Here is a 26,180-nt window from a genome sequence, read left to right on the forward strand (position 1 = left end):
AAAACAGGAGGGAATAAGATGACTATTAAAAATTTAGATCGTCCGGTAATCGAAAATAAAGATCAACAAATTAATAATGTAAAAGAGGCGCTTGAAACAGGTGATGCACAAGCGGTAGCGGCACGTATTGTTGCAAACATGGAGAACAATATGCAGCATTTTCAGGATATGATGAACGATGTAATTAATGAAGCACAACAAGCCAAAAATGAAAATTGGGATGCTCAAGTGTTGGCCTCTCGCGGTGTGCGTGTTTTAACAAATGAAGAAAAGAAATTTTATAATGCAGCAATTGAAGTTAAATCATTTAGTGAAACACATCAATTGATGCCGCCCACTGTTTTCGAACGAGTTTTTGAGGATTTAGAAAAGGAACATCCATTACTTTCTCTTGTTAATTTCCAAACCGTAGGAGCAAAAACACAATGGGTTGTTAGAAAAGAGGGCACTACGACAGCGTTTTGGGGCGATGTATGTGACTCAATTAGAGAAATGATTGACGAAGGTTTTGAAACAATTGAAGAAGGCATGTACAAACTTAGCGGGTTTTTAGTTGTATGTAAAGCTATGTTTGAACTAGGTCCTGAGTGGTTAGATAAGTATGTGCGTGCATTTATGAAAGAAGTTGTAGCAGAAGAATTAGAAAAAGTTATTGTTATGGGGACAGGGAAAAAACAACCAATTGGTATGATCAAAGATTTAAAAGGATCAGTAACAGATGGTATTTATCCAGATAAAAAGAAAGTTGTTTTAGAAGACTTTACTCCTGTAACAATCGGTAAAAAAATCTTAGCTCCTACTACTAAAGGAGGAACGAAACGCTATACAGGGGTAACGCTTATTGTGAATCCTTTGGATTATGCAACAAAATTTTTCCCGATTGGTGCAAAACGTAAAGATGATGGTACTTGGACATATGATAATTTTGGAGTGCCAGGTTTAACGATGGTCCAGTCGCCAGCCGTCCCACTAAATACAATGATCTCTGGTAAACCGAAAGATTACTTTATGGGAGTTGCTTCAGAACAACGTTTAGAATCAGACGATACAATCCGTTTAATTGAAGATCAACGTTTATATCTCGTTCGTCAACTTGCAAATGGTCGTCCGTTAGATCCTGATTCGTTCACTGTATTTGACATTACAGCGCTAGAACCGAAAGAAGGCACTACAACGCCCTAATCCATCCTCTCCTGTTGAAGAGAGGAATTATTCAGCATTAACCAAGGTAGAGATTCAGTCTTTATTAGATCAAAGTGGTATTGAATACAAGTCTAATGCAACAAAGGCTGAACTTATCACTTTATTAGAAGGTGATGCGAATGGATGAGCTTTTGAATGAACTAAAAGATGTTCTTAAAATCACCTGGAATGAAGAGGATGCTAGTTTAATAAAACTTTTAGAAAAAGGAGAGGCGTATTTGTTGGGTTTAACAAATGCGTCTTTTGATTTTTCAAAGGAGCTAACCCCGAAAGATTTGCTGTTAGAACGTTGTCGGTATGTCTATAACAATGCAGGTGATGAGTTTGAAAAAAATTATAAAAATGAATTATCCAGGCTTATTTTAGATGTGGCATTAGGAAAAGTTGGTGTTGTCAATGGTTCTAAAATCGTATAGAGAAACTTTAAATGACGGATTTCTACAATACGGATATAAAAAAACAGAGCGTTCAGAAGAGGGATACAACTGTTTTATTTTGGAATATGGTGAGTTTCAACCGTCTTCTAATGATCGTACAATTTCTCAAAGCATATATGTTAGTTATTTATCGGAAAATCAATCGAATTTAGATGAGCAGGTCATTGATATTATTTCGTGGGTTGGCAAGGTGAAAATGGTATCCTTTGTAGTTTCTAAAAGTGATCGCCTTCAAGTGAAAGATACAGATCGTTTTATTGATCGTGTTGTTTTTACATTTAAGAGGGTGATTCCACTTGAGTGCATTTGAGGTTGATTATGAAGCGATAGAAAAACTTGAAGAAAAGATGCGGGTTTTACCAAATAAGATGGAACCTACAATCAATACCATTCTCCACACGGATGGTATACGAATTGCGATAGAAGAGATTACAAAGCTGATTCCAGTATCTCGTTCTAAATGGAGTGTTCGAAATAAGACACATGCCAAGGATAGTAACTGGTCAAAAAGCGAAAAGATGAATTTAGGTTTTAGGATATTGGCCCGTGGTGGAGCAGCTAATAAAAAAGGATCGTTTGGTTATCTAGTCTTCCCGAACGAAGGAAGAGGTTCACATAATCCCTTAGAACAACGATTTGCGGAGCGTGGGATTGTAAACGCTAGACCAAGAATTTTAGGAGAGCTACACAAAGGTGTAGATAAAGTATTGGAGGAGGAATTTTAAATGGTTAAAGTAATTGAAGAATTTGATTCCGTGTCGATTGCAAATGCAAGTATTCAATTTAAAAAGAAAGGAACGCAAGAGCCAGGAACGAAATTCGGATGTGTTGGAACGATTGAAGGAGAACCAGAAATTAAGGAAATTAAAAAATTATGTGGTGGAACAACTGTTAAAAAGAAATCAAAAACTACTGAACTTAAGATAACTGTTTCGGCGCACATCCCTGTTAAAGTAGCAAGGGATTATTTTGGTTTTGATACAACAGGGTTAAAGCCAGGTGTTTGGGCGTACGGTAGTGAATCTAAAGGATATGATTTTGTATTTACAGCCGATGTTGTAGATGAATTTGAAGATTTAGTAAAACTTATTGCGTTCCCAAATTGCTCAAATAGTACAGGGTTTAAATTTTCAATTGCAAATGGTGAAGAGGAACTAGCGATGATGGAATTAGAATTTACAGCTCTACCAGATGATTTAAAGAATTTCTTTTATGAGGCGTTTGTGGATGAATTAGCAGATGCAACAGTCGCTCAAAAGTGGCATACACAATTTAATTCAGCTCTTGTGAAAGGAACAACTTCAGCTTAAAGCCCTAGTTTCATACAGGGCTTTTTCTTTTGGATTTAAATAAGAGAAAAATGAAAGTGAGGAAATAGCGATGAAAGTTCAAAAAATAACATTAAAAGAAGTGGAATTTGTAAAAGTAGATGGTGAATATGAACAGCGTTTTGTTAATGAACAGGACTACCCGGCATTTTTAACGAATTATGCTTTGAAAAAAGGTCAAGAAGAAGGGCTTATTAACAGTTCGATTATTGCTGATATTGTAAAGTTTCAAGCTTTAGATGGGCTAAGAAATGAGGGTAATAAAGACTTATCGGCATTAGAACAAATTGACCAAACAAGTATTCATAAAGTAATTTATATGGCATTTAAAGGAGCAAATCCTAAAGAAAACTCAACTTTTGATGAATTTCTAAAGAAGTATCATGATTCCTTAGCAGAATCTATGGAACTATATACGAAACTGGTTGTTGATGTAATTAGTCAAGATCCAAATCAATTTGCCGCAGCACTGAAAAAAAGTACAAATAGCGGTGGTAACGGTGAAAAAAAGTAAAAAATCCAGACATTAAAATCGAATGTGTGGAAGATAAATACGTCTTATATTGTCTAGTCTCTGGGATAGATCCAGAGACTTTTTGGCATGAGCCAATTTCGTCTGTTGAGCGTATTTACGCAGGGATTACAGCGTTTGAAGCATGGCGTAACAATCCCAAGTAAAGGTAGGTGAGAAAATGGCAAGAAATAATTCGGAAGTTGAAGTTATATTTAAAGCGCAAAATAAAGATTTTAATGATGCTATGAAGGGAATGAATCAGGAAACTAAAAAACTTCGTCAAGAAATGAAATTACAAGAAGAACAGATGAAGTTAAATGCTACTGATTCAGAAAAACTACAAGCAAAACTTCAAAATCTTTCTCAACAATATGCAGTTGCACAAAGGGCTACGCAAGCAACGGCTGAACATTTACAACGTGCTAAAGAACTGTACGGAGAAAATTCTACTGTTGTAGCAAAGTTGGAATCAAAGTTACGGAGCCAACAAATAACAGAACAACAGTTAGCGAATAGTATTAAACAAACTTCTGAAAGTTTAAAACAGGCAAGAGATGCTGAACAGGCAAGAACAAGTGAAACAGCTAAAGCAGCTCAAAAACTGAAAGAGCTAAAAGGACAAGAAGAGCAGTTGAAATCTTCTCTTTCTAAGTTGAATGCTCAATTCGAGTTACAAAAAGCGACGCTTGGTGAGAATGCTTCAGAAATAGAGAAATTACGTTTAAAAATAGATAATCTTGGAGAGCAACATACTGTCGCAGCTAGTAAAGTACAAAACTATCAGAAACAGTTAGATCAAGCCAAACAGCAGTATGGTGAAAATGCTAGTGAAATCCAAAGATATGAAACGCAGCTTATACAAGCTCGGACAGCAGAACAGCAGTTGCAGAATCAATTAAGTGCGACGAATAGAAGTTTACAGGAACAAGAAAACGCAACGAAACAATTAAAGACATTTTTTGATGCGACTGAAACGAGTGTAGACCATTTTGCAAATGCATTAGGGAATAACCTTACAAATGCAATACGAAATGGTACAGCAACGGCTAGGCAGTTAGAACAAGCGATTAAAATCATTGGTCGTGAAGCATTAGGTTCAGAAGCAGATATTGAGAAATTACAGCGATCTCTTCGTTCTATAGATGATGGGAACTCATTACAACAAGTTCGAAATGATTTGAGGGACCTTTCACGAGAAGCGGAGAGAGCATCGCACAGTTTCAAAGAATTAGATATTGGTTTAGAAAATATTCTAGGTGGATTAATGGCTGGTGGTGGTATTTCAGGAGCCATTGAGCAAGCACTTGATACCTCTAAATTAAAAACAAAAATTGATGTTTCTTTTGAAGTTCCAGCATCCTCTAAAAAATCAGTAGAAGAAGCGGTTCGCGGTGTAGAAGCTTATGGTGTTGATGTAGAAGAAGCACTGGAGGGTACACGTAGACAATGGGCATTAAATCAAACGGTCAGTGATAAAGCTAATGCTTCTATTGTAAAAGGAGCAGGAGCCATTGCAAGTGCTTATGCAGGTATAGATTTTACTGAGTTAATTCAAGAAGCGAATGAAATTGGTAATGAATTAGGGATAACTAGTGATACGGCTTTAGGGCTAACGAATCGTCTGTTGAAAATTGGCTTTCCTCCTGAGCAATTAGACATTATTGCTGAATATGGTGGGCAGCTAACACGAGCGGGTTACAATGCTGAAGAAGTACAAGCGATTATGGAGGCTGGTGTTGATACAGGTACCTGGAATTAGATTATAGTTCCCTTGTATGGCGACATACAATGAAAAACTCCTTTAATTCAGTGGAACTCTCAAATGAGACAATACTGAGCGAAGCCTTTTAATTAAGGAACGTGCAACGACTAGTCGAGAGACGTAGGGTGTAAGCAAACGACACTCGAAACGGGGAGCAACTCAAGTAGTTGAAGATATAGTCTAATCTATGCGGTGACGTATAGCAGTTCATAAGAGAACGGGCGTGATGTTGCGAATCACGTTGACTACAAATGATTGATAATCTCTTAGATGGATTAAAAGAAGGCCGTGTTAAAGCGGCTGAATTTGGTCAAGGTGTCGACAAGTCTATGAAAGAAGCTCTTGAAGGTACTAAAATATCGGCTGATCAGTTAGAAAAGTGGGGGCAATCTGTCGCTAAAGGCGGTAAAGAAGGTTCAGCAGCTATGACAGAGATTGCTAAAGCATTGGCTAGTATTGAAGATGAAACAAAGCGAAATGAGATTGGTGTTAAGCTTTTCGGAACGATGTATGAAGATCAAGGCCAGAATATCACCAATACACTTATTGGAGCTCAAGATAAAGTTATAGATTTAAACAAGAATCAAGAACAGCTAAATGAAATGATTAAGAAAATGGATGCCAGCCCAGCTGTAAAGTTTCAAAAAGCTATGAATGACTTAAAAATGGCACTTGAACCTGTTTTGGGAGTCATTGCTGATGTAATAAGTGCTTTTGCGGGCTTCGTTTCGGAACACCCAGCGTTATCAGCAGCTATAACGACAATTGTAACTGCACTTGGGATTCTTGTTGGAGCATGTATGGCGTTAGCCCCAGTATTTGTCACCTTATCCAGTATAGCTGGTATATTGGGTGTGAGTATTGGGGCTGTTGCTGGTCCAGTTGCATTAGTAGCAGGTGGAGTGATAGCTGCATCGGCGGCTATTGCTGGATTGATTATTTGGATGCGAAATTTATGGCAAACCAATGAAGGGTTCAAAAATAGCATTACGAATGTAATTGAAAGCGTTCAAAACTTTGGACACGCATTATCTTCATTAGGTAAATATCTATTCTATACGGCTGTTGATGGAGATTATTTAAATGATTGGATTACTCATTTGCCAAAAGGATTTCAAGATGCGGCTGAAATAATAGGCTTGGCAGTCAGTAAGATACGCGAAGCGTGCCTTCATCTTTTTGATGCAGTAAAAGCTGTTTTTTCGGGAGATTTTAGCCAGTTAGGCGAAATCTTTAAGATGATCGGTCCTAGTATAGCGGGAGCAATTATCGGAGGACTTCCAGGTGTTCTTGTATCTGTATCTCGTTATTTGCCAGCCATTGCGGAGTATTTGAATGCAAACTCAGGAATTATTCTTGAAACTATTACAAATATTTTTACCAACATAGCCAATTTCGTAACAACAGTATTACCGCAATTTCTTGAAGCGGGATCACAAATGATTTTAAATCTTGTGAATGGTTTGGTTGTAGCGACTCCAATTATGCTTGAAGCTATTGTTGGGATTATAAATACAATTTCACAGATGATTGCTACCTATCTTCCAATGATTGTTCAAATGGGAATACAAATCATTCAAACTTTAATTTCTGGAATTGTACAAGTCTTACCTACACTGATAGAAACAGGACTTCAATTAATCCTAACCTTAATAAACGGTATTATGCAGATGCTTCCGCAGTTAATTCAAATAGCTGTAACAATTATTCAAACTATTATTAACGGAATCATGTCATTTTTACCGCAATTAATTGAAATGGGAATAAATTTATTAGTTTCATTAATTACAGGAATCACACAAGCTTTACCAATGATTGCTTTAGCGATTATTACAGTCATTACAACTTTAATTGAAGCCATTACAGCGAATTTACCTATGATTATTGAAGCTGGTGTTAAGGTTTTAACTAGCTTAATAGATGGAATCATTAAAATGCTACCGCAACTTATTGATTTAGCGATAAATCTTATAACCAAAGTGGCGGATACTTTATTAACAAACTTACCTAAAATAATTGAATCCGGTGTAAAGATTTTAATGGCCATTATTGATGGAATTGTACAAGTGTTACCACAGCTTATTAATGCAGCATTAGATTTAATTGTCAAAATAGCATCCACATTAATTGCGAACTTGCCGAAGATCCTTGAAGCTGGTGTGAAAATTTTACTTATGTTGATTGCTGGGATTGTAAAGGTGATACCGGAATTAATTGCAGCAGCATTAAAGCTAATTGTTACTTTAGCAGGAGAGTTAATTAAGAATCTACCTAAAATCCTTGAAGCTGGTGTTCAACTGATCTGGGCTTTAATAAAAGGTATTGTGAGTATGGTTGGAAAATTAGGTTCTACAATCGTGACAGATATTGTACCGAAGATTGTTGATACATTAAAGAAGATTGATTTATTCAAGATAGGTAAAGATATTATAAGTGGATTGATAGACGGTCTAGGTAGTATGGCCGGTAAAGTGTTAAATAAGGTGAAATCTATTGGTAGCAGTATTCTTGACGGTTTTACTGGATTCTTTGATATTCATAGTCCATCTCGAAAAATGAGAGATCAGGTTGGTAAACAAGTTGGTGCCGGGCTTGCTGTTGGTATGGAACAATCAATGTCAACAGTTCTTGCGGCAGCTAAAAACTTAGCAAATTCAGTGTATACGGTATTAGAAACTACGTTAAATACTTTCAATAGCTCCACTTTAAACGACATGAATAACAATAATCCTCTTCGAAGTTATTTTGAGGCAATACTGGAAGATGGTGATTATCTTAATGATTGGATTACCCATTTGCCTGTAGACATGAGGGATGCACTTAAAAAAGTTGGTAAAGAGCTTGAAGGTTATGATGTTAATAGTGGTATGAGCGAAAATAATCCTGTTGCTCGTTATATTCGTAGTGTATTAGAGAGTGGAGATCCTTTTCAAAAGATATTAGAAGAGGAATTTGTAGAGTCTGGAAAGTGGTTAGAGATAGGTAAGAAAGTAGCTGGTTTCAGAGAGCAAATTTTTAGAGATTTTTATAATGCTCCAAACCAAAAGTCAACCAAAGGTAATATATTGCAATCCGCTTTCGACAATATTTCTAACTTGGTGGACGATACCTTTAAAAAATTAAATTTATATGGAATAAATAAACAAGATAACATCGCTTCTAATCTGTCCACATTAGCGACAAGGGCAGTTCAACCGATTGTACAACAAGTTGGAGGTGAACCAATTGTAGTCAATATTTACAATCCTTCTGTAAGAGATGAACGTGACATCGACCGCATGGTCGGAAAAATAGATGATGCACTTGCTCAAAAAGGGCGTAATTCAAAAATAGGGATAGGGAGGACTTAAATTGCTAGACATAGGTATCGATAATCAGTTAGCAAGTGACTATGGAATATGTATGGTAGAACGCCCTGTTATTCCTACAGCAGAACAGGAAGTAGAACATATTGAATTGCCGGGTAGACATGGTTCACTTACAAAAAAAGGGGCGTTTAAAGACGTCCCTTTAAAAATAAAATTCAATATGCTTGAAGAAGAGAATATTAAGCCATTAGTTCGGCGCATGAAGGCTTGGTTGATGAATGGCAAGACACTATATTTTACAGATGATGATGTGTATCGAAAAATTAAACATGTTGTAGTAGGTGATATTGCAAATGAAATAGAAGAACACGGTGAGTTTGAAGTCGACTTTACGCTTGATCCGTTTGAGTATACAGAAGATGCAAACATAATGTTGAGTACTCCTGGAACTATTTATAATCCAGGTACAATGGAATCAACTCCAATGTTGTTCATTGCAGGGAATGGTACATTTCGAATTTTTATTAATGATGTTTCTTTTCAGATTAAAGATGTAAATGGTTCTGTTGTAATAGATTCAGAATTATTAGAGGCATACAGTGGTACAGTATCAATGAATGATAAGATGATTGGTGGTTTTCCAGAATTCCAAATAGGAGAAAATAAAATAGAGTGGTCAGGTGCTATTCAATTTATTTCAATTCAACCAAGATGGAGATATAAATAATGATTACTTTATATAAACCAAATGAAACAGATTTTACGCATAACGGAATTGGTGTTTTAGATAAACATATTTATAGTGCAACTGTTGAGGAAGAACTCAACGGTTTATTTGTTTTTAATTTTAATTATCCTTTATTTGCTCCATATGGAACGAAAATTGACGGAATGAGCATCATAAAAGTTCCTACTCCTGATGGGGATCAGTTATTTCGCGTGGTGACTCCTAAAGTGAGCATAGGAGAAATCAAAGCGGTTTGTTATCACATTTTTTATGATTTAACGGAAAACTTGATTGAAGATATATTTATACAGCCTACAAATGGTACTGGGGCTATGGCTAGGTTATCATCAGGTTGTCAATATAAGCATCCGTTTACTTTTTATTCTGACGTAACGAATATATCCACCGCACGTATTGTTCGAAAGAATCCAGTGGAAGCAATGTTGGATACGAGCCAAGATAACTCATTCGTGAATCGATGGGGTGGGGAATTAAAAAGAGACAACTTCGATGTTAAGATGCTGAAAAGCCGAGGAGCTAATCGTGGAGTAGTAATAAGGCATAAAAAAGATTTGTTAGGTTATGAAAGAAGTGTGGACTGGAAAAGCCCTACTACCAGAATTATGCCGCAAGGGTTTGACGGATTGTTATTACCAGAAAAATATGTAGATAGTCCACTGATTCATAAGTATCCACATCCGAGAATACGAGTGATTGAATTTAATCATATAAAAGCAGCTATTGGTAAAAATGCAAATGATGAAGACGCATTACCTGTAGAAGAAGCATATACAAGGTTACGTCAAGCCGCTAAAGCTATGTTTGATATTCAGATGGTAGATCAACCGAAAGCGACATATAAGGTTGAATTTCAAGAGTTGTCTCAAACAGAGGAGTATAAAGAATATAAAATTTTGCAGCGTGTCTGGATGGGCGATATTGTTACAGTTAAACATGAGGAAGATGGTATTGATATTCAGGCAAAAGTCATTGCGTATAAATATGATCCAATTAAAAAGGAATATATCAATGTAACCATTGGTAACTTTAAAGAATCTTTTACAGACATGGCGGGTAAAGTAGATCAAATTCAACAAGATTTATCCAATATGCCAGGGTCTTTACTTGATGCAGCGAAAGAAAATGCAACAAAACTAATCAATTCAGGATTTGGTGGAAATGTTCGTGTATATCCAGACCGAATTCTAATTATGGATACAAAAAATGAAATGACAGCTTCAAAAGTGTGGCAGTGGAACATAAACGGATTAGGGTATTCATCAAACGGGGTAAATGGTCCTTATGAAATAGCAATGACAAAAGATGGGCGTATTGTTGCGGATTTTATTACAACTGGAGTATTGAATGGAAATTTGATTCGAGGCGGAGAAATAACAGGAACTACTCTTAGAACTGCCAATGATTCTAACTATGTCTCTATTTCCAAACAGTTTATTAGGTTAATGGAATCGTATATCACTCGGATTTTCATGGGCTATTATATAAATCAAAGTAATATCATGCAACCCACTATTGTATTAGGTGGCAACAATGATATAACAGCAACGCAGGGTGCAGTGTTAGTTTACCAACTCGAAGGTTCTCCCAAGTCAGGAGGAATCGGAATATCAAATGGATACCTAAATGGTGATCCAAACAGAGTCTATTTTTCAGCGGCCCTTGCGTTTAATCAAAATGGACATGCAGAACTAAGAGGGGATCAAAGCCTAGAACTAGAGTCAAAAGAGTCCTATGCTTCTTTGAGAAGCAAAAATAATCTTTTTCTGGAAAGTAGAACAGGTGGTGCTTATTTCACTGCAAAAGAAGGGTTTAATTTCCGCCAAAATGGAGATCGAGTTGTTGATTTGAAGTTGACACCTGGTGGAGATAGTGACATCGTATTTCAGAACATTTTATTACGGAACAACAGAAATTATGAAAATACCTATGTGCAAGTGAAAAGTGCTGGGGGAACTTATTTCAACGGTGTTTTAGCAGCAGATTTTAAAGTATCTTCTAAAAAGAAATATAAAACGAATATACGTGATATTAAATTTGATGCGTTAGAGAAGGTAATGGGATGGGAAATTAAACAGTATAACCTTAAGACAGAAGTAGCCGAGTTGTATGATATGCGTATGAAACGTAAAGAAGGAGATCCAATCCTTACAACAAAGGATATTACAACTCATTATGGAATTGTACTTCCGGATGAATCAAAAGAAAATGGTGTTGGCATATATGGAATGATTTCGCAGACTGTTAAAGCATTTCAGGAGTATGTAGCTAAAACAGATGCTAGAATCGAAGAATTAGAGCCGATAAAGCCTAAAGGAAATATAAAACACAGGAACAAAGTAAAACGTCAAAGAAGACCGCCTAGACGCGTGAAAAGGAATAGTTAGAGAGAGGTGTAGTCATGCGAAATGAGGAAATTATTATAGATTTAGCAGATCCTGTGTTTACCAAAACAATTCGTTCGAGGCAAAATGATAAAAACGGATTGAAGATTACTGTAAATGTAAGAGAAAAGGGGCAACTTGTTGATTTAACAGGGTATGCAGTGAAGTACGAAGCGATTAATCAAGTCGGACTGTTTGTTCGGGATGATGCCCAAATAGTTGATGCAAAGAATGGCGTGTTTTCATACACATTGTCCTCGCAAGCTGTTTCCACATCGGATGATTGGACAGCTTATTTTGTTATGGAAAAAAGTACAGAACGAATGAGTACACCAGACATTCGGATTACATTAAGACGTGATGTGAAAGAAGGAAATATTAAAATGGAAAACTATATTTCTGAGTTTGAGATTATTAAGAAAACATTAGATGAGTTGCAGCAGAAATTAAATGCTATGGATGTTGTTAGGAAAAGCGGAGACACCATGCCTGGCAACCTCTTGTTTGACAGGGCAGGTACAGCCAATACTAACAAAATAGCATTTTCTACGACAGGAGTTGAAGAGCTCAACTTCTACCAAACAGGGGATGGTTATTACGGGATTAGGGATGTTAAAGGAAATCAAGGTGTTTGGGATTATAATCGTAACAATAAAACCTTTAATGTTTCCGCTAATACAAACCTTGTTAAGAAAGCTGGCGACATTATAAATGGATTACTTGAATTTAAGATCGATAACGCAATTGTGCTAGGAAGTCGTTCTTTTAAATCAGTTATTCATAAGGGTTCACAGGGAGAGCTGATATTTGCACCTTCTACAAAAGAACAAGGTGATTCTTGGGATTGGTCCAAACGAGTAGAATTTCGGACAGATGGGACAATTAGACAAGCAAATGATACAGGTTGGATTAATCTTCCTACAACTGGAGTAGAGAATGTTCCTGATAGAATTTTGAAGTACAAGAGAAGTGGGGAACAAATATCTGTCATTGGATCAGTTAAATATCTAGGAAATACAACAGTATTTGCAACCCTTCCGGCTGGATTTCGCCCTGTACAACATATTGCTTTCCCAGCACTTGCATATGGCAATGGACCAACAGTTTGTGAAGTTACAGTTAAAAGTGATGGTGGAATTTTCTTGAATGGTGTTCAAAGTGGAAATGTCATTCATATTGCGATGAGCTTTTTAATTTAGTTATTACAAGTCAAGCGTGCATAAGCAGGCTTTTTTTATTTTGTATAAAATAGGGCTTTTATTTGGAAAGGAGTTGAACCAATGCCAGAGCAAAAACATGATGATTTTAAAGAACTATTAGTAGGGTTAACAAGGGTAGAAACAAAGTTAGACACACTTGGTAACGTTAAGGATGTTGCGATTGAAGCGCAGCAATCAGCGAAAAGTGCTCATTTACGAATTGATCGATTAGATAAGTTAGTATTTTGGATTGGTACTACAGTAGTTGGAGCCATTATCACTGGTGGGATAATGGCTCTTTTTAAATTCGCAGGAAAGTGATCGTATATACGGTCACTTTTTTTATTGAAAGGAGGTGAGAATGTGAAGAATCTTGATGCAGCATCAATTAGTCGCTATGTCGTATTAGTAATTGCTGTGATTAATAGTGTCTTAAATCTTGTCGGATACCAAACGATTGATGACAAAATCACAAACGATTTAGTAGCCGTAATTACAGGTGCATTCACTTTGTATATGGCGTGGAAGAACAATTATTTGAGCAATAAGGGACTACAGCAAAAAGATGTATTAGAAAAAAATAACTTACACTAAAAGGAGATGTTCAATAATGGAAATTAGAAAAAAATTAGTTGATCCAAGTAAATATGGTACAAAGTGTCCTTATACAATGAATCCAGAATTTATCACAGTTCACAATACGTATAATGATGCTACAGCAGAAAATGAAGTATCTTATATGATTCGCAATGATAATCAAGTCTCGTTTCATATTGCGGTAGATGATAAGGAAGCTGTACACGGCATACCTCTAGAACGTAACGCTTGGCATTGCGGCGATGGTGGTGGTAACGGAAATCGTAAATCTATCGGAGTTGAAATTTGCTACTCTTTAAACGGTGGAGATCGATATTATAAAGCAGAAGATAATGCAGCTATCGTTGTAGCTCAACTCATGAAACAATACAATATTCCAATTAGTAAAGTTCGTACACACCAATCATGGAGCGGAAAATACTGTCCTCATCGTATGTTAGCGGAAGGTCGATGGGATAGCTTTATTGAAAGAGTGAAAAATGCGTACAATGGAGGTGGTAAAGTAACTCCTACGCCTATTCCACCATCAACTAACGGGACAGGTATTGCATATATTGAAGGAAATGGCATTAACCTTCGTAAAGGTCCAGGGACTGGATACGAGGTTATTCGCCAACTAGGTAAAGGTGAGTCCTACGAAGTATGGGGACAATCAAACGGATGGTTAAACCTTGGAGGGGATCAGTGGATTTATAATGATCCATCATACATTCGTTATACAGGAGAAAATGCACCAGCACCTTCTAAATCTTCAAATGATGGCATTGGTGTAGTGACTATCACAGCTGATGTATTACGTGTTCGTACTGGCCCAGGAACTAACTATGGTGTCGTAAAAAATGTGTACCAAGGTGAAAAATATCAAACATGGGGATATAGAGATGGTTGGTATAATGTTGGTGGTGATCAATGGGTTTCAGGTGAATATGTAAAGTTTGAAAAGTAAAAACAAGAGCCGTCCTGTTGGGCGGCTCTTTTTAATATATATTTACTAATTCATCGAATTTGAATTCTGTATTTAGGCCAAATGCACCTGTACAATATACAGTTCGCATCGTTGGCTCGATATGTAATACATTTATGTACATGTCATGAATTATTCCGTCACGATAGTATGAAATCAATATTTCCTCTTTATTTTGCATTGAATGCATAAGTCCACGCTCAATCTGTTCGCACATATCTTCATACATAATTCTCCTATAATAGATTTTTATATTTTAAAAATTTGATAAGTAATATCCCGAAAATGAAAAATCTACATGAATATCCATAATATCATCTCTTATTTTCATCTAATTTTAAAATAAGTTTTCTATAAAAAATACTGATGCTAATTCAAGATATATTTCTTTGAATTATAACAAAAATAACTCCCCCTCAAACATCCTCATATATCTTGGTTGTGGCCTTTTTAGGAATATGGATGAAAAAGCCCTTAATCTAAAATATTGTGAATATATATTTGAACATACTTCATAAGTTTATAATAAAAATGAAATATTATTCACTAAAAATGGGAGTGATTTATATGATCCTTAACACATATCCACTTGTTTCTATTTTAATTCCGACATACAACAGACCTGATTATTTTCAATTAGCTTTAGATTCAGCGTTAGCACAAACATACCCACATATTGAAATTATTATTGGAGATGATAGTAATGATAATAAAACTCAAGAGTTAATTACGCGATCTTATTTACCGACATATAAAAATATTGTTTATATTCAAAATGCAGTTTCTTTGGGGCAATTTCAAAATGGCTTACTTTTATTTGAAAAAGCATCGGGGACCTATATTAATTATTTAATGGATGATGACTTATTACATCCAGATAAAATACAAAAAATGATGAACTTGTTTTTAACAGATAAAAGTCTTTCTCTTGTAACATCATATAGGAATTTGATTGATGAAAAGGGGGAACATATACCTGATGGCCCTATCAATATCAAATTATGCGAAATTACTACCAAATTATCTGGAATGGATGTAGGAAATCAAATGTTAATGAATTGTTGCAATTATATTGGGGAACCCACTACACCATTATTCAAAAAAAAACATTTAACAGAAGCTTTCGGATCTTTAAATGGAAGAGAATATAACTGTTGTGTAGATATGGCATCATGGATACATTTATTATCAAAAGGAAATTTAACATATATCTCAGAACCATTAAGCTCTTTTCGTATTCATTCTGGTCAACAATTACAATCAAATATGAAATTATTAGAAGGTATCGAAGATTTGACACATCTCATAACCGTATCTAAAAATTATGGTTTTTTACAAAATAAAACAGAATATCAAAAGGCTTTACAGGAAGTTTTACAGAGAATTTTATACGCTTTTCAACATTATAATAAAGATATGACAGACATGATACATCAACGATTAATTCAATGTGTAGACACTGTCAAAATAGAATTAACACTTTTACAAAATCAGTTATAAAAACTTTTTTAACTTACGCAGAATACGCTCACCTGTCCCTAAATTTGATACTGTACTAGTAAACCAATAGGGAATCGATATTGAAAAAGAAATCACTCAACGGAAAATTTTTTGGAATACAACAAGATCCTTTTATTGTTCAGGTTAATTTTTAATTTTTCTTTATAATACAATTTATATATATCAGCTGTACTCCCTAATAAGGTTCAATATGTCGAGAAATTTCAGTCATATATGAATTATTTTCAATGTATTAAAATGTCACCCATAAAATTAAGTAACTTTACAGGATTATTTTAATACAATGGTATGAGTAGTTACCATTTTCCATTTAGTTAATCTTTTTTTGTGTGTATGAGTATAAGAGAAATGATATTTCTTACCAAATACCCCTTATATGTAACACAGCTATTTAAAAATGGTAACGAATAGTAAGAACTCTTAGTATGGAAGGATAAATATAATGAATATTTCTATTATATTAATGGGTTTTATTATAGGAATATTAGTTGGAGTAACAGGGATAGGTGGTGCTGCATTACTGACTCCATTTCTTCTAACATTAGGTATAAGTCCTTCTGTAGCTGTTGGAACGGATTTAGTATATAATTCTATCACTAAAATGTTTGGAATATCCCAACACTGGAAACAGAAGACCATCAATTTTAGATTAGTAAAATATCTAGCTGTTGGGAGTATACCTAGTGCGATTATCGCAGTAGTAACAATTCATTTTTTACCAATTTTTCATGATAATCGAGAGGGAATTATAAAATATATATTAGGATATGTTTTAATCCTTGCGGCAATTTCTATTTTTATAAAAACATTTTTCTATAATGAATCTAGCCAAAATTATTTCCAAAAACAGACCATGGTACAAAAAAAGAACCTAACAATTCTTATTGGTGCAATACTTGGTTTTATCGTGGGACTTACTTCTGTTGGATCAGGCTCTTTATTCGCTATTGCAATGATATATTTATATCAACTGAGGCCATCCGAATTAGTAGGAACAGATATTACACATGCTTTTTTATTAGTAACGGTTGCAAGCATATTAAATATGAATTTAGGAAACGTAGATTACCCCTTATTAATTCACTTACTCATTGGTTCTATCCCAGGTGTCATACTTGGTAGTAAATTCTCCACTAAGATACCCGTTAAGCCTCTTCAAATATTTTTAGCTATCATTATTGGTGTTAGTGGATTAAAGCTAGTTATCGCTTATTAAAAAAATTTTATGTTTTTGGTATATAAGAATGGAGGTTCAAAATGGATCATACAGAACTATATAATTTTGTACTCAAGCAAGGGCGTGTACCTCATTTTTATAAAGATTTTCCTCTTATCTTGTTTTGGAGTCAAAAAAGCGGTTGCACCTCACTAGCACATTGGTTTTTTTATCAAATAAATTTATTTAAAGAAGCAATAAAATATGACTCGTTCATCAATAACTATGAGTATGATGTATATAAAAATTCTACAAACTATTTAATACAAGTAGCTACCGCATTACAAATAAAAGAAAAGGATACTTACAAATTAGTAAGAAACCCTTATAGAAGAGCAGTAAGTTCTTTTACTTCTCTCATTTCTCCTCCAAATATTTCTCACCCTGCATGGAGGCCTATTCGATTATTCCTTTATGGGGATGAGACATGCAACAAACCAATCTCTTTTAAATTATTTTTGTATTACCTAAAAGCTCATATGACCAAATTGGATGAGGTTGACCCTCACTATACTCAACAATATATCGAAGGAGAAGAAGAATTTGTTACAAACTATATTTATCTAGAAAATTTCAACACAGGTATTTCAAAACTAGAAGAGGAGTATAAATTAAAAAAATCACCATTAGATCTATTATCAAAATCTTGGCATTATCAAGCGAGTAAGATGATTTACAAAGGAGTTTATGCAGAAGCTGATATTACAACTCCTATTTTCCAAAGATTCCCTACTTGTGATAGTTTTTATGACGCAGAAACGATTCAATTGGTTCAAGAGGTATTTGCAAAAGATTTTAATATGTATCATTATGATTTAAATTCTATTTCTTAAAATAAAAGTGTTCAAAGCCTGCTTTATTAAGGGTTCTCTATATAAATATGCTTTTGAAACCCGTGCTTTTTCTGAAACTGAATTAAAAGTAATTTTTTTTCTTCTTTAATGATTAACTGTATTACTTTATTCACTCGATATTGCGTTTTCTTCTTTTTTTAGAAGCGTAATTCAATAACCCCGTTGTATTTGGATGTTTATTACCCATTAATTTTCCGTTTCTCTCCTATATATTCACGTTTATGTTTTCGGATACCAAAAATTCCAATTTCATTTTTCAATGAATCTCTAATTTCCTTATACTTATTAAGTTTTGGTTGAATCAATAGAACGAATACGAACACTAGTATGAAGTAAGTGGTTCTCAAATTGCTTATTGGTTATATTTATCGCTAGAACGAATGACGGAAGATTATCGTGAAAATTCCGTAGAAGAGTTTGGTGAAAAAGAAATGGAAAGATTGGATGCATTAGCGGATGAATTAAACGAAGTGGTAAATAATCATTGGTTTAATCAAATAAAAAAGTGCTAACAAGTTTGCAAACGAACTTGCTAACACTTATACAGAATAGACATAAATTATCGCTGATATGTCTTCTTAAAAAATAGCTTTAATCAGTTAAATCACACTTATACGAAAAGCTCATAAAAACCGTCTTAATATCAAGAATATAATCACCCAGATATTCCTTTACTTTTAAGACGGAAACGAGGCATGATATTGATTTCTACCTCAGAGTTTGCGTCAAATAATAAAAAAATACGGTTTGTAAAACTAAAAATACAACAAGCTACAACCGGCATGAAATGGATTAAGATATTTAGAAATTTAAAAGATGATTTTCAAATAGGGGGAGAGGTGGATTTAGACCATATTCTCCAATATCCGAAAGATTATATTGTAGGAGAAAATAAAAGGGTGTTATTTCCATACAATGAGAGAATTTATAAAGTTCAAGGTACTAAAATAGAACCGGGTATAACAGTAAAGGAAAGAGAGTATTTATTTAAAGAATTTCAGCGTAAATTCTCTTATTTCACAATACTTCCAGAATGTAAAAAGGTAGCTACAAATAACAAAAATGAATTATTTCCTTTATTTGCCCCAAAAGGATTAGAGACATTAACATTAGAAGTTTGGTCTGAAGATATAGTGCTGGAAATAGAACAAACATTACTTGAGAGTCAAATTGTTTTGACTAAAGTTGGTGAAAATTCTTATGTATTGAATACAGATTTTCCAGTGTTATTAAAGATTGTGAGATACAATATTGAAAAGGTGTTACAAAATCCATATAAAATGCAATATTGCCAAAAATATAAAACAAATCTTGTAGATGATGTTACGAAAGCTGTCTATGCTACCGCGGGCGAGCGCAGTGATGCGACATTAGCATTAATCGCATTGAAAAATTGTGATGGACGAGAAAAAATTAATCCAAAACAAATCATTAGAGAGGGATTTGCACGAGCAAACCGTATTTCAACATTTATTAATTTATTTATAGGCCAAAGTGTATCTCGTAAAACAATTGTAAATAGTGTTTTTAGTTTATTAGAGCAAAAAGGATTTTTGAAGCGTAGTTGGAATAAGATAAATTTACCTTGTATATATGTTAATTTATCAATTGAACGAATATCGAAATTTGATTTCTTACCTATTCTTTCAAAAATAAAAGGAAAAGAAATTTTATATAAATTATATGGGAATACAGAATGGCAAACGATTGATTACGTATTATTAAATATAAATAAACATAATGCATTTTTACCACAACCATCAAAGAGAAATGATATGGGAGCTCTTTTTAAACAATATGTTTCCGAAACATTAATGGAAATTGTACAATATGCAAAAGAACAAAATGAACAAGTTTATTTCATTGTAGATGCAAATTTGAGAAGGTATTGGATAAAAGAGTTACAAAATAAAGAAATTAATACAGATATTTTACCTGATATTGTTCCAGAGGTGTTAAAGGTTCCAAATTTAAATATTATTAGAATAAATACAGGTTTTGATGTACCAAGTTACGGTGTAATAGAATCTGATGATGCTCTAGATAGCATTGGCTTATATACAGATCAAAAAGGGATGTATTATAGCACTGGTGAATATTCACTTAATTGTAGTGGGATTTTTCAGCGATATATACTTGAAATTTTACCATTGGGTGTAAAACCTGTAGAAAGGGATTATATCGCTAAAATGATACATTACATGTGCTGTAATTCTAGTATGCTTTCGAAAAAGAATGTACACATTACATATTCCATGCATATGGAAAAAGTAATAAAGAGTTATATTACTGACATAGATGCAAGAGAGTTTAAAGAATTTGATGATGAATTGGATGTAGATGTAGTAAAAGTAGAAAAGAAAGATTCAATTATTCTACTTTAAATACTAGTAAACAAATCCTGCTCGTTATATCGATCAGGATTTGTCATTTTTTTATGTAAATAAGGATATCCTTTGTCAAGTATCTTTTCGTTTACATATTTACTTTATGTGCAGACAGGATTAATATGTTTTTTAGAAATACAAAAACTATTTCATATGGAAAAACGATTTTTATTAATTGAAAAAATTTGAAAGGAATGGGGAATTGTGAAGAAATTAGATGTGCTCTTAATGCTATTGAGCGGCCTCTTTCCAATTGCAGGACTTACAAAGCAAATCCCTCTAGAACAATCTATATATATTGGAGGGCTTTTATTTTTTACTAGTTTCGGTAGTTATTTTGCTAAAAAGATGTATTCACGTATATGCAGTTGGATAGCGTATGCGCCATTTATAACACTACTGTTAGTTATTTGGCATCAAGATATTGCAACAAGCTCAATCATAGCAAATGCTAAAATTGCTGCATGTGTCGCGTTAATTCCATGTTTATTCCGTTTTCGTACATATGGACTTACTTTGGGCTTATTCTCATTATGGGCCGCTTTACTATGGGATATAAAAGAAGTACAGTCGTTAGTCATACTTGAACGCATAACGAGTTTAATGACAAGCCATTATGTATATATATTACTATTAATTGGAGGACTTGTATTAGGAGGATTACTTGCGATGTTCATTCACCGCAAAGAGAAAGATAATCAAGAAAATATAAATCTACTTGGACCAAAAAAGAAACGCAAAAGATTATCAATTAAGATTCGACTTCCAAGATTGCCGAAATTAAAGATGAAACTATTTAAGTTTGGTGGGAAAGAATCTAAAAGTAAAATGCCAGAAAAGATCCATGAGTATAAGTACGAAGAACCAGTTGCAACATATGAAATGACAGAGCAAATAGATCCATACAAAGAAAATGCAGTTCAAGGTCAAACAAGGATGGAACGCCGAAGAAATAGGTATAATGCATAATGAGGTTTAATAACCCCGTAATGACTTATCTTAATATTGATAAATCATTACGGTTTTTTTATGTAATGAAATGAAGGTTGCTAATGTGGGGGGAACAGCATATTTTATAGGTGGGAACCAAAATGAAATAAGGGGAGGATAAAATGCTTATCATTACATATATATCTGCTTGTATATTATTCTTAGTTAGTTTTTTACATGTATATTGGGCTTTCGGAGGTAATTGGGGGACAAATAGTGTTATTCCAACTAAAGCAGGGGAAAAGGCGTTTACACCTCGTGCCGGAATGACATTGGTCATTGCATTATTATTAAGTATGGCAGCAATAATTTTGTTGCAACAAGCAAATATTGTTCATTTTGCAGTTCCTAATGTTATTATTCAAGTCGGTTCCTGGATTTGTATGATCGTCTTTTCTATTAGAGTAATTGGTGAATTTAACTATTTTGGTATCTTTAAACGACAAAAAGATACGCACTTTGCAAGAATGGATACCGGTTTATATATTCCACTTTGTGCATTTTTATCTTTATCTTTCTTATTAGCAATAATTTTGTGAGTGAATAATAGTAGTTTCCGTTCTCAAAATATATATAAACGTGAGAAATCTAAGAGGTAAATAAAAAGGATGTAAGCGCCTTCTTGTCGAAATGTAAATTATTATGAAAGGCGGTGACACTATGAAGTATGTAAAAGTTAGTATGAATGGTGGAAGTGAACATAAATTCTCAATGACTTTAGATCGGTTTGAAGAACTTATTACTACAGAGAATGGGATATTAGAAAATAAATTAGTATGTATTGAAAATGTAATGATTAATCCTACTAATATATCTTCTGTAGTTGAAAAAATTGGTGTACCGGCTAAGTTTATGGAAGCTTAAAATCTTTAGATAAAAAACATCCATTGAGGATGTTTTTTAATTTATAAATATGAAATTGTGCAGTGAAATTTTGAGTAGATTTTTTAGCAATGACTGTGCATATATTAAGTACCTGAACATGTTGCTTAATACATGCACGAAATAATAAGCACAAGCATATATTATGTAGTAGGACAAGATCTTCGTGTCCTACTTAATACTCAGAAAAAACCTCTAATCACATAAGAGCAGCTAATTGCAGGGTGCTCTTATTTTTTATGAAAATCTACTATGAGCCTTATTTTATAGTAGGATGCAATAATAAAGGGCTATTTTGAAATAGTGTTTTTTAGCCTTTAATTTTAAATTTATCTTTAACGTTAATAAATATTAAAAATAATATGATAGCAGAAATTAAGTTAGATAAGTAGAAATTTTGATGAAACAGTAGTTCAAAGATGACATCGAAAGTAACGAATAAGGCAATAGCAGGTAGTATGCAAATAAATATAAATCTCCAATTTTTTAAGTAATGTTTATAATTTGTAAGTACTTTATCCATAAATATAGCTCCTATATTTTTGTTTTTATATAATTATACATTTAGATACAAGGATTTTCAAAGTAAAAATATTTAGCAATTCAAAAATATAAGGAGAGCTTTTGTTGAAAATCCAGATTGCTGTAGTAATCTGGATTTGACTTTAAAGAACTATACTAAAATGATACACTATAATCTACGTTATTTTTGAAATGAATAGAGGGATTTGTGTGATAGATAAAATTAAAAATGCTGTAGAGGATATGTACGAAGATGAGGCTAAAGATTTACTTCAAAGTATTCTCATACAGTTAAACTTATTAGAAGAAAACTATAGTGAAGATACAATTAAAAATTTGATGGATATTCCGAAACAATTAACAAGTAATCCTACTTATAAAAGGAATGTAAAAGACAGTACGCACGTACATATTGCTTTTGATGATTCAACGGCTGGTTGCTTAAAATATATGTTAAGTCAAGAAGAATTATTTGAAGAGAGTGTTGTTGCTTTTTCGGAATTTTTTTCAATTGGACCGATATATAGGTTGCATACGAATGAGGGGCAACTAGCAAGACAGGAGTGGTTAATAAATAACTTAACTGCTTATGATAGTTATTTTGAAGAAGAATATTTATCAAGATTTATAGCAACTATAGAAGAACTACATACTATTCCTGTTGAAACACCTATTACAATTTGGAAGGCTGATAATGCACATGAACATGTAGGCCTAAGTTTTGTAATAGCACAATTAAAGGATAAGAAAAACATTCGAGTTATTAATACGTCTGAAGCAAGTAGAGAAATATTAAAACAAGAGTATGATATTCGTGGAACGGGAGAATTACCACCTGAAAGTTTAGCTCTATTCCAAAAAAGTTTTATAAAGTTACCTTATTTAACTGAAGAGAAGCGAATGAAGTTTGAACATGAGTGGGATAGATTATCGGAAAGCATAGAATGTTTAAGAGTGTGGAAAGAAAATGAAGTGCATTTTGTACAAGAAGATTATTTTGATCAATTTATAATTGAATGCGCGAAAAGTGTGGGTGCTGATCGAGAGTTCCTCAAAGCTCCTAGAGTAATTGGTGAAGCACTTGGTCTTGTTGAACAATTGGTTGGAGATACATTCTTAGAATATCGCTTGAAACAATTAATTAAACAAGAAGTATTTGAATTTGAAGGTTCGTTAGATGAAATGCGTTTTTATAGTGTGAAGTTAAGGAAATAATAAACACATTCTATTTTTGAAAGGCTCGTATTTTTAATAATACGAGCTTTTTAAGTTGAATTTGGGCTATACATAAGCTTCCTAGAGAGGGCATATCACATATGAATGATAAAGGTAATGAATGAAAAGAAGGTGATTTGTTAATATGTATAACCAACAAAATTATCCATATGATCAAGCGATGTATTATAATCCACAAAACTACGGGTATGAACCTACAAATGAAGTGAGAGATATTGAACAAGAAGATTACAGACCAGATGATGCGGAGGATGCTCCAACGTCACCACCACCGTCACAAGCGCCATCGTTACCGTCTACATTTGCTTCTCCGGCACAACCAGGCAATATGAAATCATGGATGTGTAACTGTTTAGGAAGATGGGGCTATTTACGTTTACATCGTCCTGGACCTTTTGGAAGGGATTTATGGTTCTTTCCGACTGAAGTGAGAAGAAACGGAGTATCAGGTTACACTTGGCAAGGTGGTCGTCGTCGTAAAGTAAGTTATCGCTATCAACAAATTAGTAATTTTATGTGCTTCGCATAAAGAGAGGTGGGAGAGTAAAACGATTGTACTCTCTCACTTTTTTATTTTTCAATATACGAAGTAAGATTTTGATTAAAAATTTACAATTTTCACGTTTTTATTAGAGTATAATGCATATGTTGGTTGGTTTTCAAAAACAAATGAGAGTGAGGGAATACAATGTCAATGAAAAACAAAGTTGGGTTAAGCATAGAGGATGGCATTAATTTAGCTTCAGCTCAGTTTAAAGAAGATGCGTATGAAATTTATAAAGAATCGCGAAAAAAACAACCTATATTATTTGTAAACCAAGTTGAAATCGGTAAAGAATGGCTCATTACTAGATATGAAGATGCTCTGCCACTTTTAAAAGATAATCGTTTAAAAAAAGATTGGACAAATGTGTTTTCTCAAGATATAAAGAACATGTATCTTTCCGTTGATAATAGTGACCACTTAACAACACATATGCTAAATTCAGATCCACCTAACCACAGTCGTTTACGATCTTTAGTTCAAAAAGCTTTTACACCGAAGATGATTGCACAATTAGACGGAAGAATTCAGAGAATAGCAGATGATTTGATAAGTGATATAGAGCGAAAAGGTATATTAAATCTTGTGGATGATTATTCATTTCCATTACCAATTATTGTAATAAGCGAGATGCTCGGTATTCCGAAAGAAGATCAAGCGAAATTTAGGATTTGGTCTCATGCTGTTATTGCATCACCAGAAACACCTGAAGAAATAAAAGAGACTGAAAAACAACTATCTGAATTTATTACATATCTTCAATATTTAGTTGATATTAAAAGAAAAGAGCCAAAAGAAGACTTGGTGAGTGCTTTAATACTTGCAGAGAGTGAAGGGCATAAACTTAGCGCTCGGGAACTATATTCAATGATAATGCTATTAATTGTCGCAGGACATGAGACGACAGTGAATTTAATTACAAATACGGTATTAGCACTTCTTGAAAATCCAAATCAATTACAGTTATTAAAAGATAATCCAAAACTAATTGATTCGGCTATTGAGGAAGGATTGCGTTATTATTCTCCAGTTGAGGTTACAACTGCAAGATGGGCAGCGGAACCTTTTCAAATTCACCATCAAACAATACAGAAAGGAGATATGGTTATTATTGCATTGGCTTCAGCGAACCGTGATGAAACAGTATTTGAAAATCCAGAAATATTTGATATTACACGGGAGAACAACCGTCACATTGCCTTTGGTCATGGTAGTCATTTCTGCTTAGGAGCTCCACTTGCGAGGTTAGAAGCAAAGATTGCTATTACTACTTTGTTTAATCGAATGCCTGAACTACAAATAAAAGGGAATCGTGAAGAAATTAAATGGCAAGGTAACTATTTAATGCGTTCTTTAGAGGAATTGCCTTTAACTTTCTAGAATAGTTAAAAGGAGACATGCATACATCGAAAATGATTTACATAGAGTATGTATGTGTTATTTAAATTTGAAACGGAAGGGTGAAGACATCCCAATGATCAACTAATTCTATTTGTAAGAGATCTTCGTTAAAAAACGAAATATTCTTCTGAATAGGGTTAGTCTGTACATTTATAGAAAAGGGATGTATTTCGCTCTGCGAATATA

26 protein-coding genes and 2 pseudogenes are annotated in these 26,180 nt (G+C 33.9%); 26 read left to right on the plus strand and 2 right to left on the minus strand.

Going from position 1 to position 26,180, the window contains the following annotated elements:
* Positions 1–18: 18 nt before the first annotated feature.
* From ACUN13_RS14665 to ACUN13_RS14735, 15 genes and pseudogenes are all read left to right on the plus strand, one after another.
* Positions 19–1,182 (plus strand): phage major capsid protein, encoded by a 1,164-nt coding sequence (locus ACUN13_RS14665; protein ID WP_021727584.1) that lies wholly within the window; start codon positions 19–21, stop codon positions 1,180–1,182.
* 37 nt (positions 1,183–1,219) lie between these two features.
* Positions 1,220–1,330: pseudogene (locus ACUN13_RS14670) on the plus strand (hypothetical protein); the annotation flags it as partial.
* Entirely contained in the window at positions 1,323–1,619 is a 297-nt protein-coding gene (locus tag ACUN13_RS14675) for a hypothetical protein (RefSeq protein WP_409532014.1), read from the plus strand. The pseudogene ACUN13_RS14670 and the gene ACUN13_RS14675, both read left to right, overlap by 8 nt.
* Complete coding sequence (locus tag ACUN13_RS14680) at positions 1,600–1,950, plus strand: hypothetical protein (RefSeq protein ID WP_445423883.1); 351 nt, start codon at positions 1,600–1,602, stop codon at positions 1,948–1,950. The genes ACUN13_RS14675 and ACUN13_RS14680 overlap by 20 nt, the downstream gene beginning before the upstream one ends.
* A complete protein-coding gene (locus tag ACUN13_RS14685) occupies positions 1,937–2,365 on the plus strand; it encodes a hypothetical protein (RefSeq protein WP_409532018.1) in 429 nt (142 codons plus the stop codon). The genes ACUN13_RS14680 and ACUN13_RS14685 overlap by 14 nt, the downstream gene beginning before the upstream one ends.
* Positions 2,366–2,950: a phage tail protein gene (locus ACUN13_RS14690; RefSeq protein ID WP_445423867.1), complete on the plus strand. Its 585-nt coding sequence runs from the start codon at positions 2,366–2,368 to the stop codon at positions 2,948–2,950. It begins immediately after the preceding gene.
* Between the two features lie 70 nt (positions 2,951–3,020).
* Positions 3,021–3,482: a hypothetical protein gene (locus ACUN13_RS14695; RefSeq protein WP_325856272.1), complete on the plus strand. Its 462-nt coding sequence runs from the start codon at positions 3,021–3,023 to the stop codon at positions 3,480–3,482.
* Positions 3,483–3,660: 178 nt separating this feature from the next.
* A complete protein-coding gene (locus ACUN13_RS14700; RefSeq protein WP_445423868.1) occupies positions 3,661–5,241 on the plus strand; it encodes a hypothetical protein in 1,581 nt (526 codons plus the stop codon).
* A gap of 509 nt (positions 5,242–5,750) precedes the next feature.
* A complete protein-coding gene (locus ACUN13_RS14705) occupies positions 5,751–8,594 on the plus strand; it encodes a hypothetical protein (protein ID WP_445423884.1) in 2,844 nt (947 codons plus the stop codon).
* 1 nt (position 8,595) lies between these two features.
* Positions 8,596–9,279: a phage tail domain-containing protein gene (locus ACUN13_RS14710; RefSeq protein WP_089148544.1), complete on the plus strand. Its 684-nt coding sequence runs from the start codon at positions 8,596–8,598 to the stop codon at positions 9,277–9,279.
* A complete protein-coding gene (locus ACUN13_RS14715; protein WP_445423869.1) occupies positions 9,279–11,684 on the plus strand; it encodes a phage tail spike protein in 2,406 nt (801 codons plus the stop codon). The genes ACUN13_RS14710 and ACUN13_RS14715 overlap by 1 nt, the downstream gene beginning before the upstream one ends.
* Positions 11,685–11,698: 14 nt before the next feature.
* Positions 11,699–12,880, plus strand: coding sequence for a BppU family phage baseplate upper protein (locus ACUN13_RS14720; protein WP_445423870.1), 1,182 nt, complete (start codon positions 11,699–11,701; stop codon positions 12,878–12,880).
* Positions 12,881–12,961: 81 nt separating this feature from the next.
* Positions 12,962–13,201, plus strand: coding sequence for a hemolysin XhlA family protein (locus ACUN13_RS14725; protein WP_001115042.1), 240 nt, complete (start codon positions 12,962–12,964; stop codon positions 13,199–13,201).
* A gap of 42 nt (positions 13,202–13,243) precedes the next feature.
* Positions 13,244–13,474: a phage holin gene (locus ACUN13_RS14730; RefSeq protein ID WP_098356600.1), complete on the plus strand. Its 231-nt coding sequence runs from the start codon at positions 13,244–13,246 to the stop codon at positions 13,472–13,474.
* Between the two features lie 16 nt (positions 13,475–13,490).
* The gene (locus ACUN13_RS14735) at positions 13,491–14,423 is read left to right on the plus strand and encodes an N-acetylmuramoyl-L-alanine amidase (RefSeq protein WP_409532026.1); all 933 of its coding nucleotides are present in this window, start codon (positions 13,491–13,493) and stop codon (positions 14,421–14,423) included.
* Positions 14,424–14,454: 31 nt separating this feature from the next.
* On the opposite strand, the pseudogene ACUN13_RS14740 reads toward ACUN13_RS14735, so the two are convergent.
* Positions 14,455–14,673: pseudogene (locus ACUN13_RS14740) on the minus strand (YolD-like family protein); the annotation flags it as partial.
* Positions 14,674–15,008: 335 nt separating this feature from the next.
* On the opposite strand from ACUN13_RS14740, the gene ACUN13_RS14745 reads away from it, so the two are divergent.
* The 8 genes from ACUN13_RS14745 to ACUN13_RS14780 all read left to right on the plus strand — a co-directional run bounded on the left by ACUN13_RS14745 (position 15,009) and on the right by ACUN13_RS14780 (position 22,273).
* Positions 15,009–15,941 (plus strand): glycosyltransferase family 2 protein, encoded by a 933-nt coding sequence (locus ACUN13_RS14745; protein ID WP_409532028.1) that lies wholly within the window; start codon positions 15,009–15,011, stop codon positions 15,939–15,941.
* Between the two features lie 463 nt (positions 15,942–16,404).
* The gene (locus ACUN13_RS14750) at positions 16,405–17,178 is read left to right on the plus strand and encodes a sulfite exporter TauE/SafE family protein (RefSeq protein ID WP_445423871.1); all 774 of its coding nucleotides are present in this window, start codon (positions 16,405–16,407) and stop codon (positions 17,176–17,178) included.
* Positions 17,179–17,219: 41 nt separating this feature from the next.
* Positions 17,220–18,011: a sulfotransferase family 2 domain-containing protein gene (locus ACUN13_RS14755; RefSeq protein WP_445423872.1), complete on the plus strand. Its 792-nt coding sequence runs from the start codon at positions 17,220–17,222 to the stop codon at positions 18,009–18,011.
* A gap of 401 nt (positions 18,012–18,412) precedes the next feature.
* On the plus strand, positions 18,413–18,544 hold the full coding sequence (locus ACUN13_RS14760) for a hypothetical protein (protein WP_276570641.1): 132 nt from the start codon (positions 18,413–18,415) through the stop codon (positions 18,542–18,544).
* A 189-nt stretch (positions 18,545–18,733) separates the two neighbouring features.
* The gene (locus tag ACUN13_RS14765) at positions 18,734–20,416 is read left to right on the plus strand and encodes an RNaseH domain-containing protein (RefSeq protein WP_409532034.1); all 1,683 of its coding nucleotides are present in this window, start codon (positions 18,734–18,736) and stop codon (positions 20,414–20,416) included.
* Positions 20,417–20,623: 207 nt separating this feature from the next.
* Entirely contained in the window at positions 20,624–21,388 is a 765-nt protein-coding gene (locus tag ACUN13_RS14770) for a DUF3959 family protein (protein WP_000732180.1), read from the plus strand.
* 143 nt (positions 21,389–21,531) lie between these two features.
* Positions 21,532–21,948 carry a DUF3995 domain-containing protein gene (locus tag ACUN13_RS14775; RefSeq protein ID WP_000905568.1) on the plus strand — a complete coding sequence of 139 codons (417 nt, stop codon included), beginning with the start codon at positions 21,532–21,534 and terminating at the stop codon, positions 21,946–21,948.
* A gap of 121 nt (positions 21,949–22,069) precedes the next feature.
* Positions 22,070–22,273, plus strand: a complete 204-nt coding sequence (locus tag ACUN13_RS14780; protein WP_000878369.1) for a hypothetical protein — start codon at positions 22,070–22,072, stop codon at positions 22,271–22,273.
* A gap of 328 nt (positions 22,274–22,601) precedes the next feature.
* On the opposite strand, the gene ACUN13_RS14785 is transcribed toward ACUN13_RS14780, so the two are convergent.
* Positions 22,602–22,814: a hypothetical protein gene (locus ACUN13_RS14785; protein ID WP_000362067.1), complete on the minus strand. Its 213-nt coding sequence runs from the start codon at positions 22,812–22,814 to the stop codon at positions 22,602–22,604.
* A gap of 209 nt (positions 22,815–23,023) precedes the next feature.
* Between ACUN13_RS14785 and ACUN13_RS14790 the strand changes: the two genes are divergently transcribed.
* The 3 genes from ACUN13_RS14790 to ACUN13_RS14800 all read left to right on the plus strand — a co-directional run bounded on the left by ACUN13_RS14790 (position 23,024) and on the right by ACUN13_RS14800 (position 25,973).
* Positions 23,024–24,028 (plus strand): DUF1835 domain-containing protein, encoded by a 1,005-nt coding sequence (locus tag ACUN13_RS14790; protein ID WP_000565681.1) that lies wholly within the window; start codon positions 23,024–23,026, stop codon positions 24,026–24,028.
* A gap of 145 nt (positions 24,029–24,173) precedes the next feature.
* The gene (locus tag ACUN13_RS14795; protein ID WP_000282687.1) at positions 24,174–24,578 is read left to right on the plus strand and encodes a hypothetical protein; all 405 of its coding nucleotides are present in this window, start codon (positions 24,174–24,176) and stop codon (positions 24,576–24,578) included.
* A gap of 159 nt (positions 24,579–24,737) precedes the next feature.
* Complete coding sequence (locus ACUN13_RS14800; protein WP_086404447.1) at positions 24,738–25,973, plus strand: cytochrome P450 family protein; 1,236 nt, start codon at positions 24,738–24,740, stop codon at positions 25,971–25,973.
* Positions 25,974–26,180: the final 207 nt, after the last annotated feature.

Source organism: Bacillus cereus group sp. Bce041 (assembly GCF_052646455.1).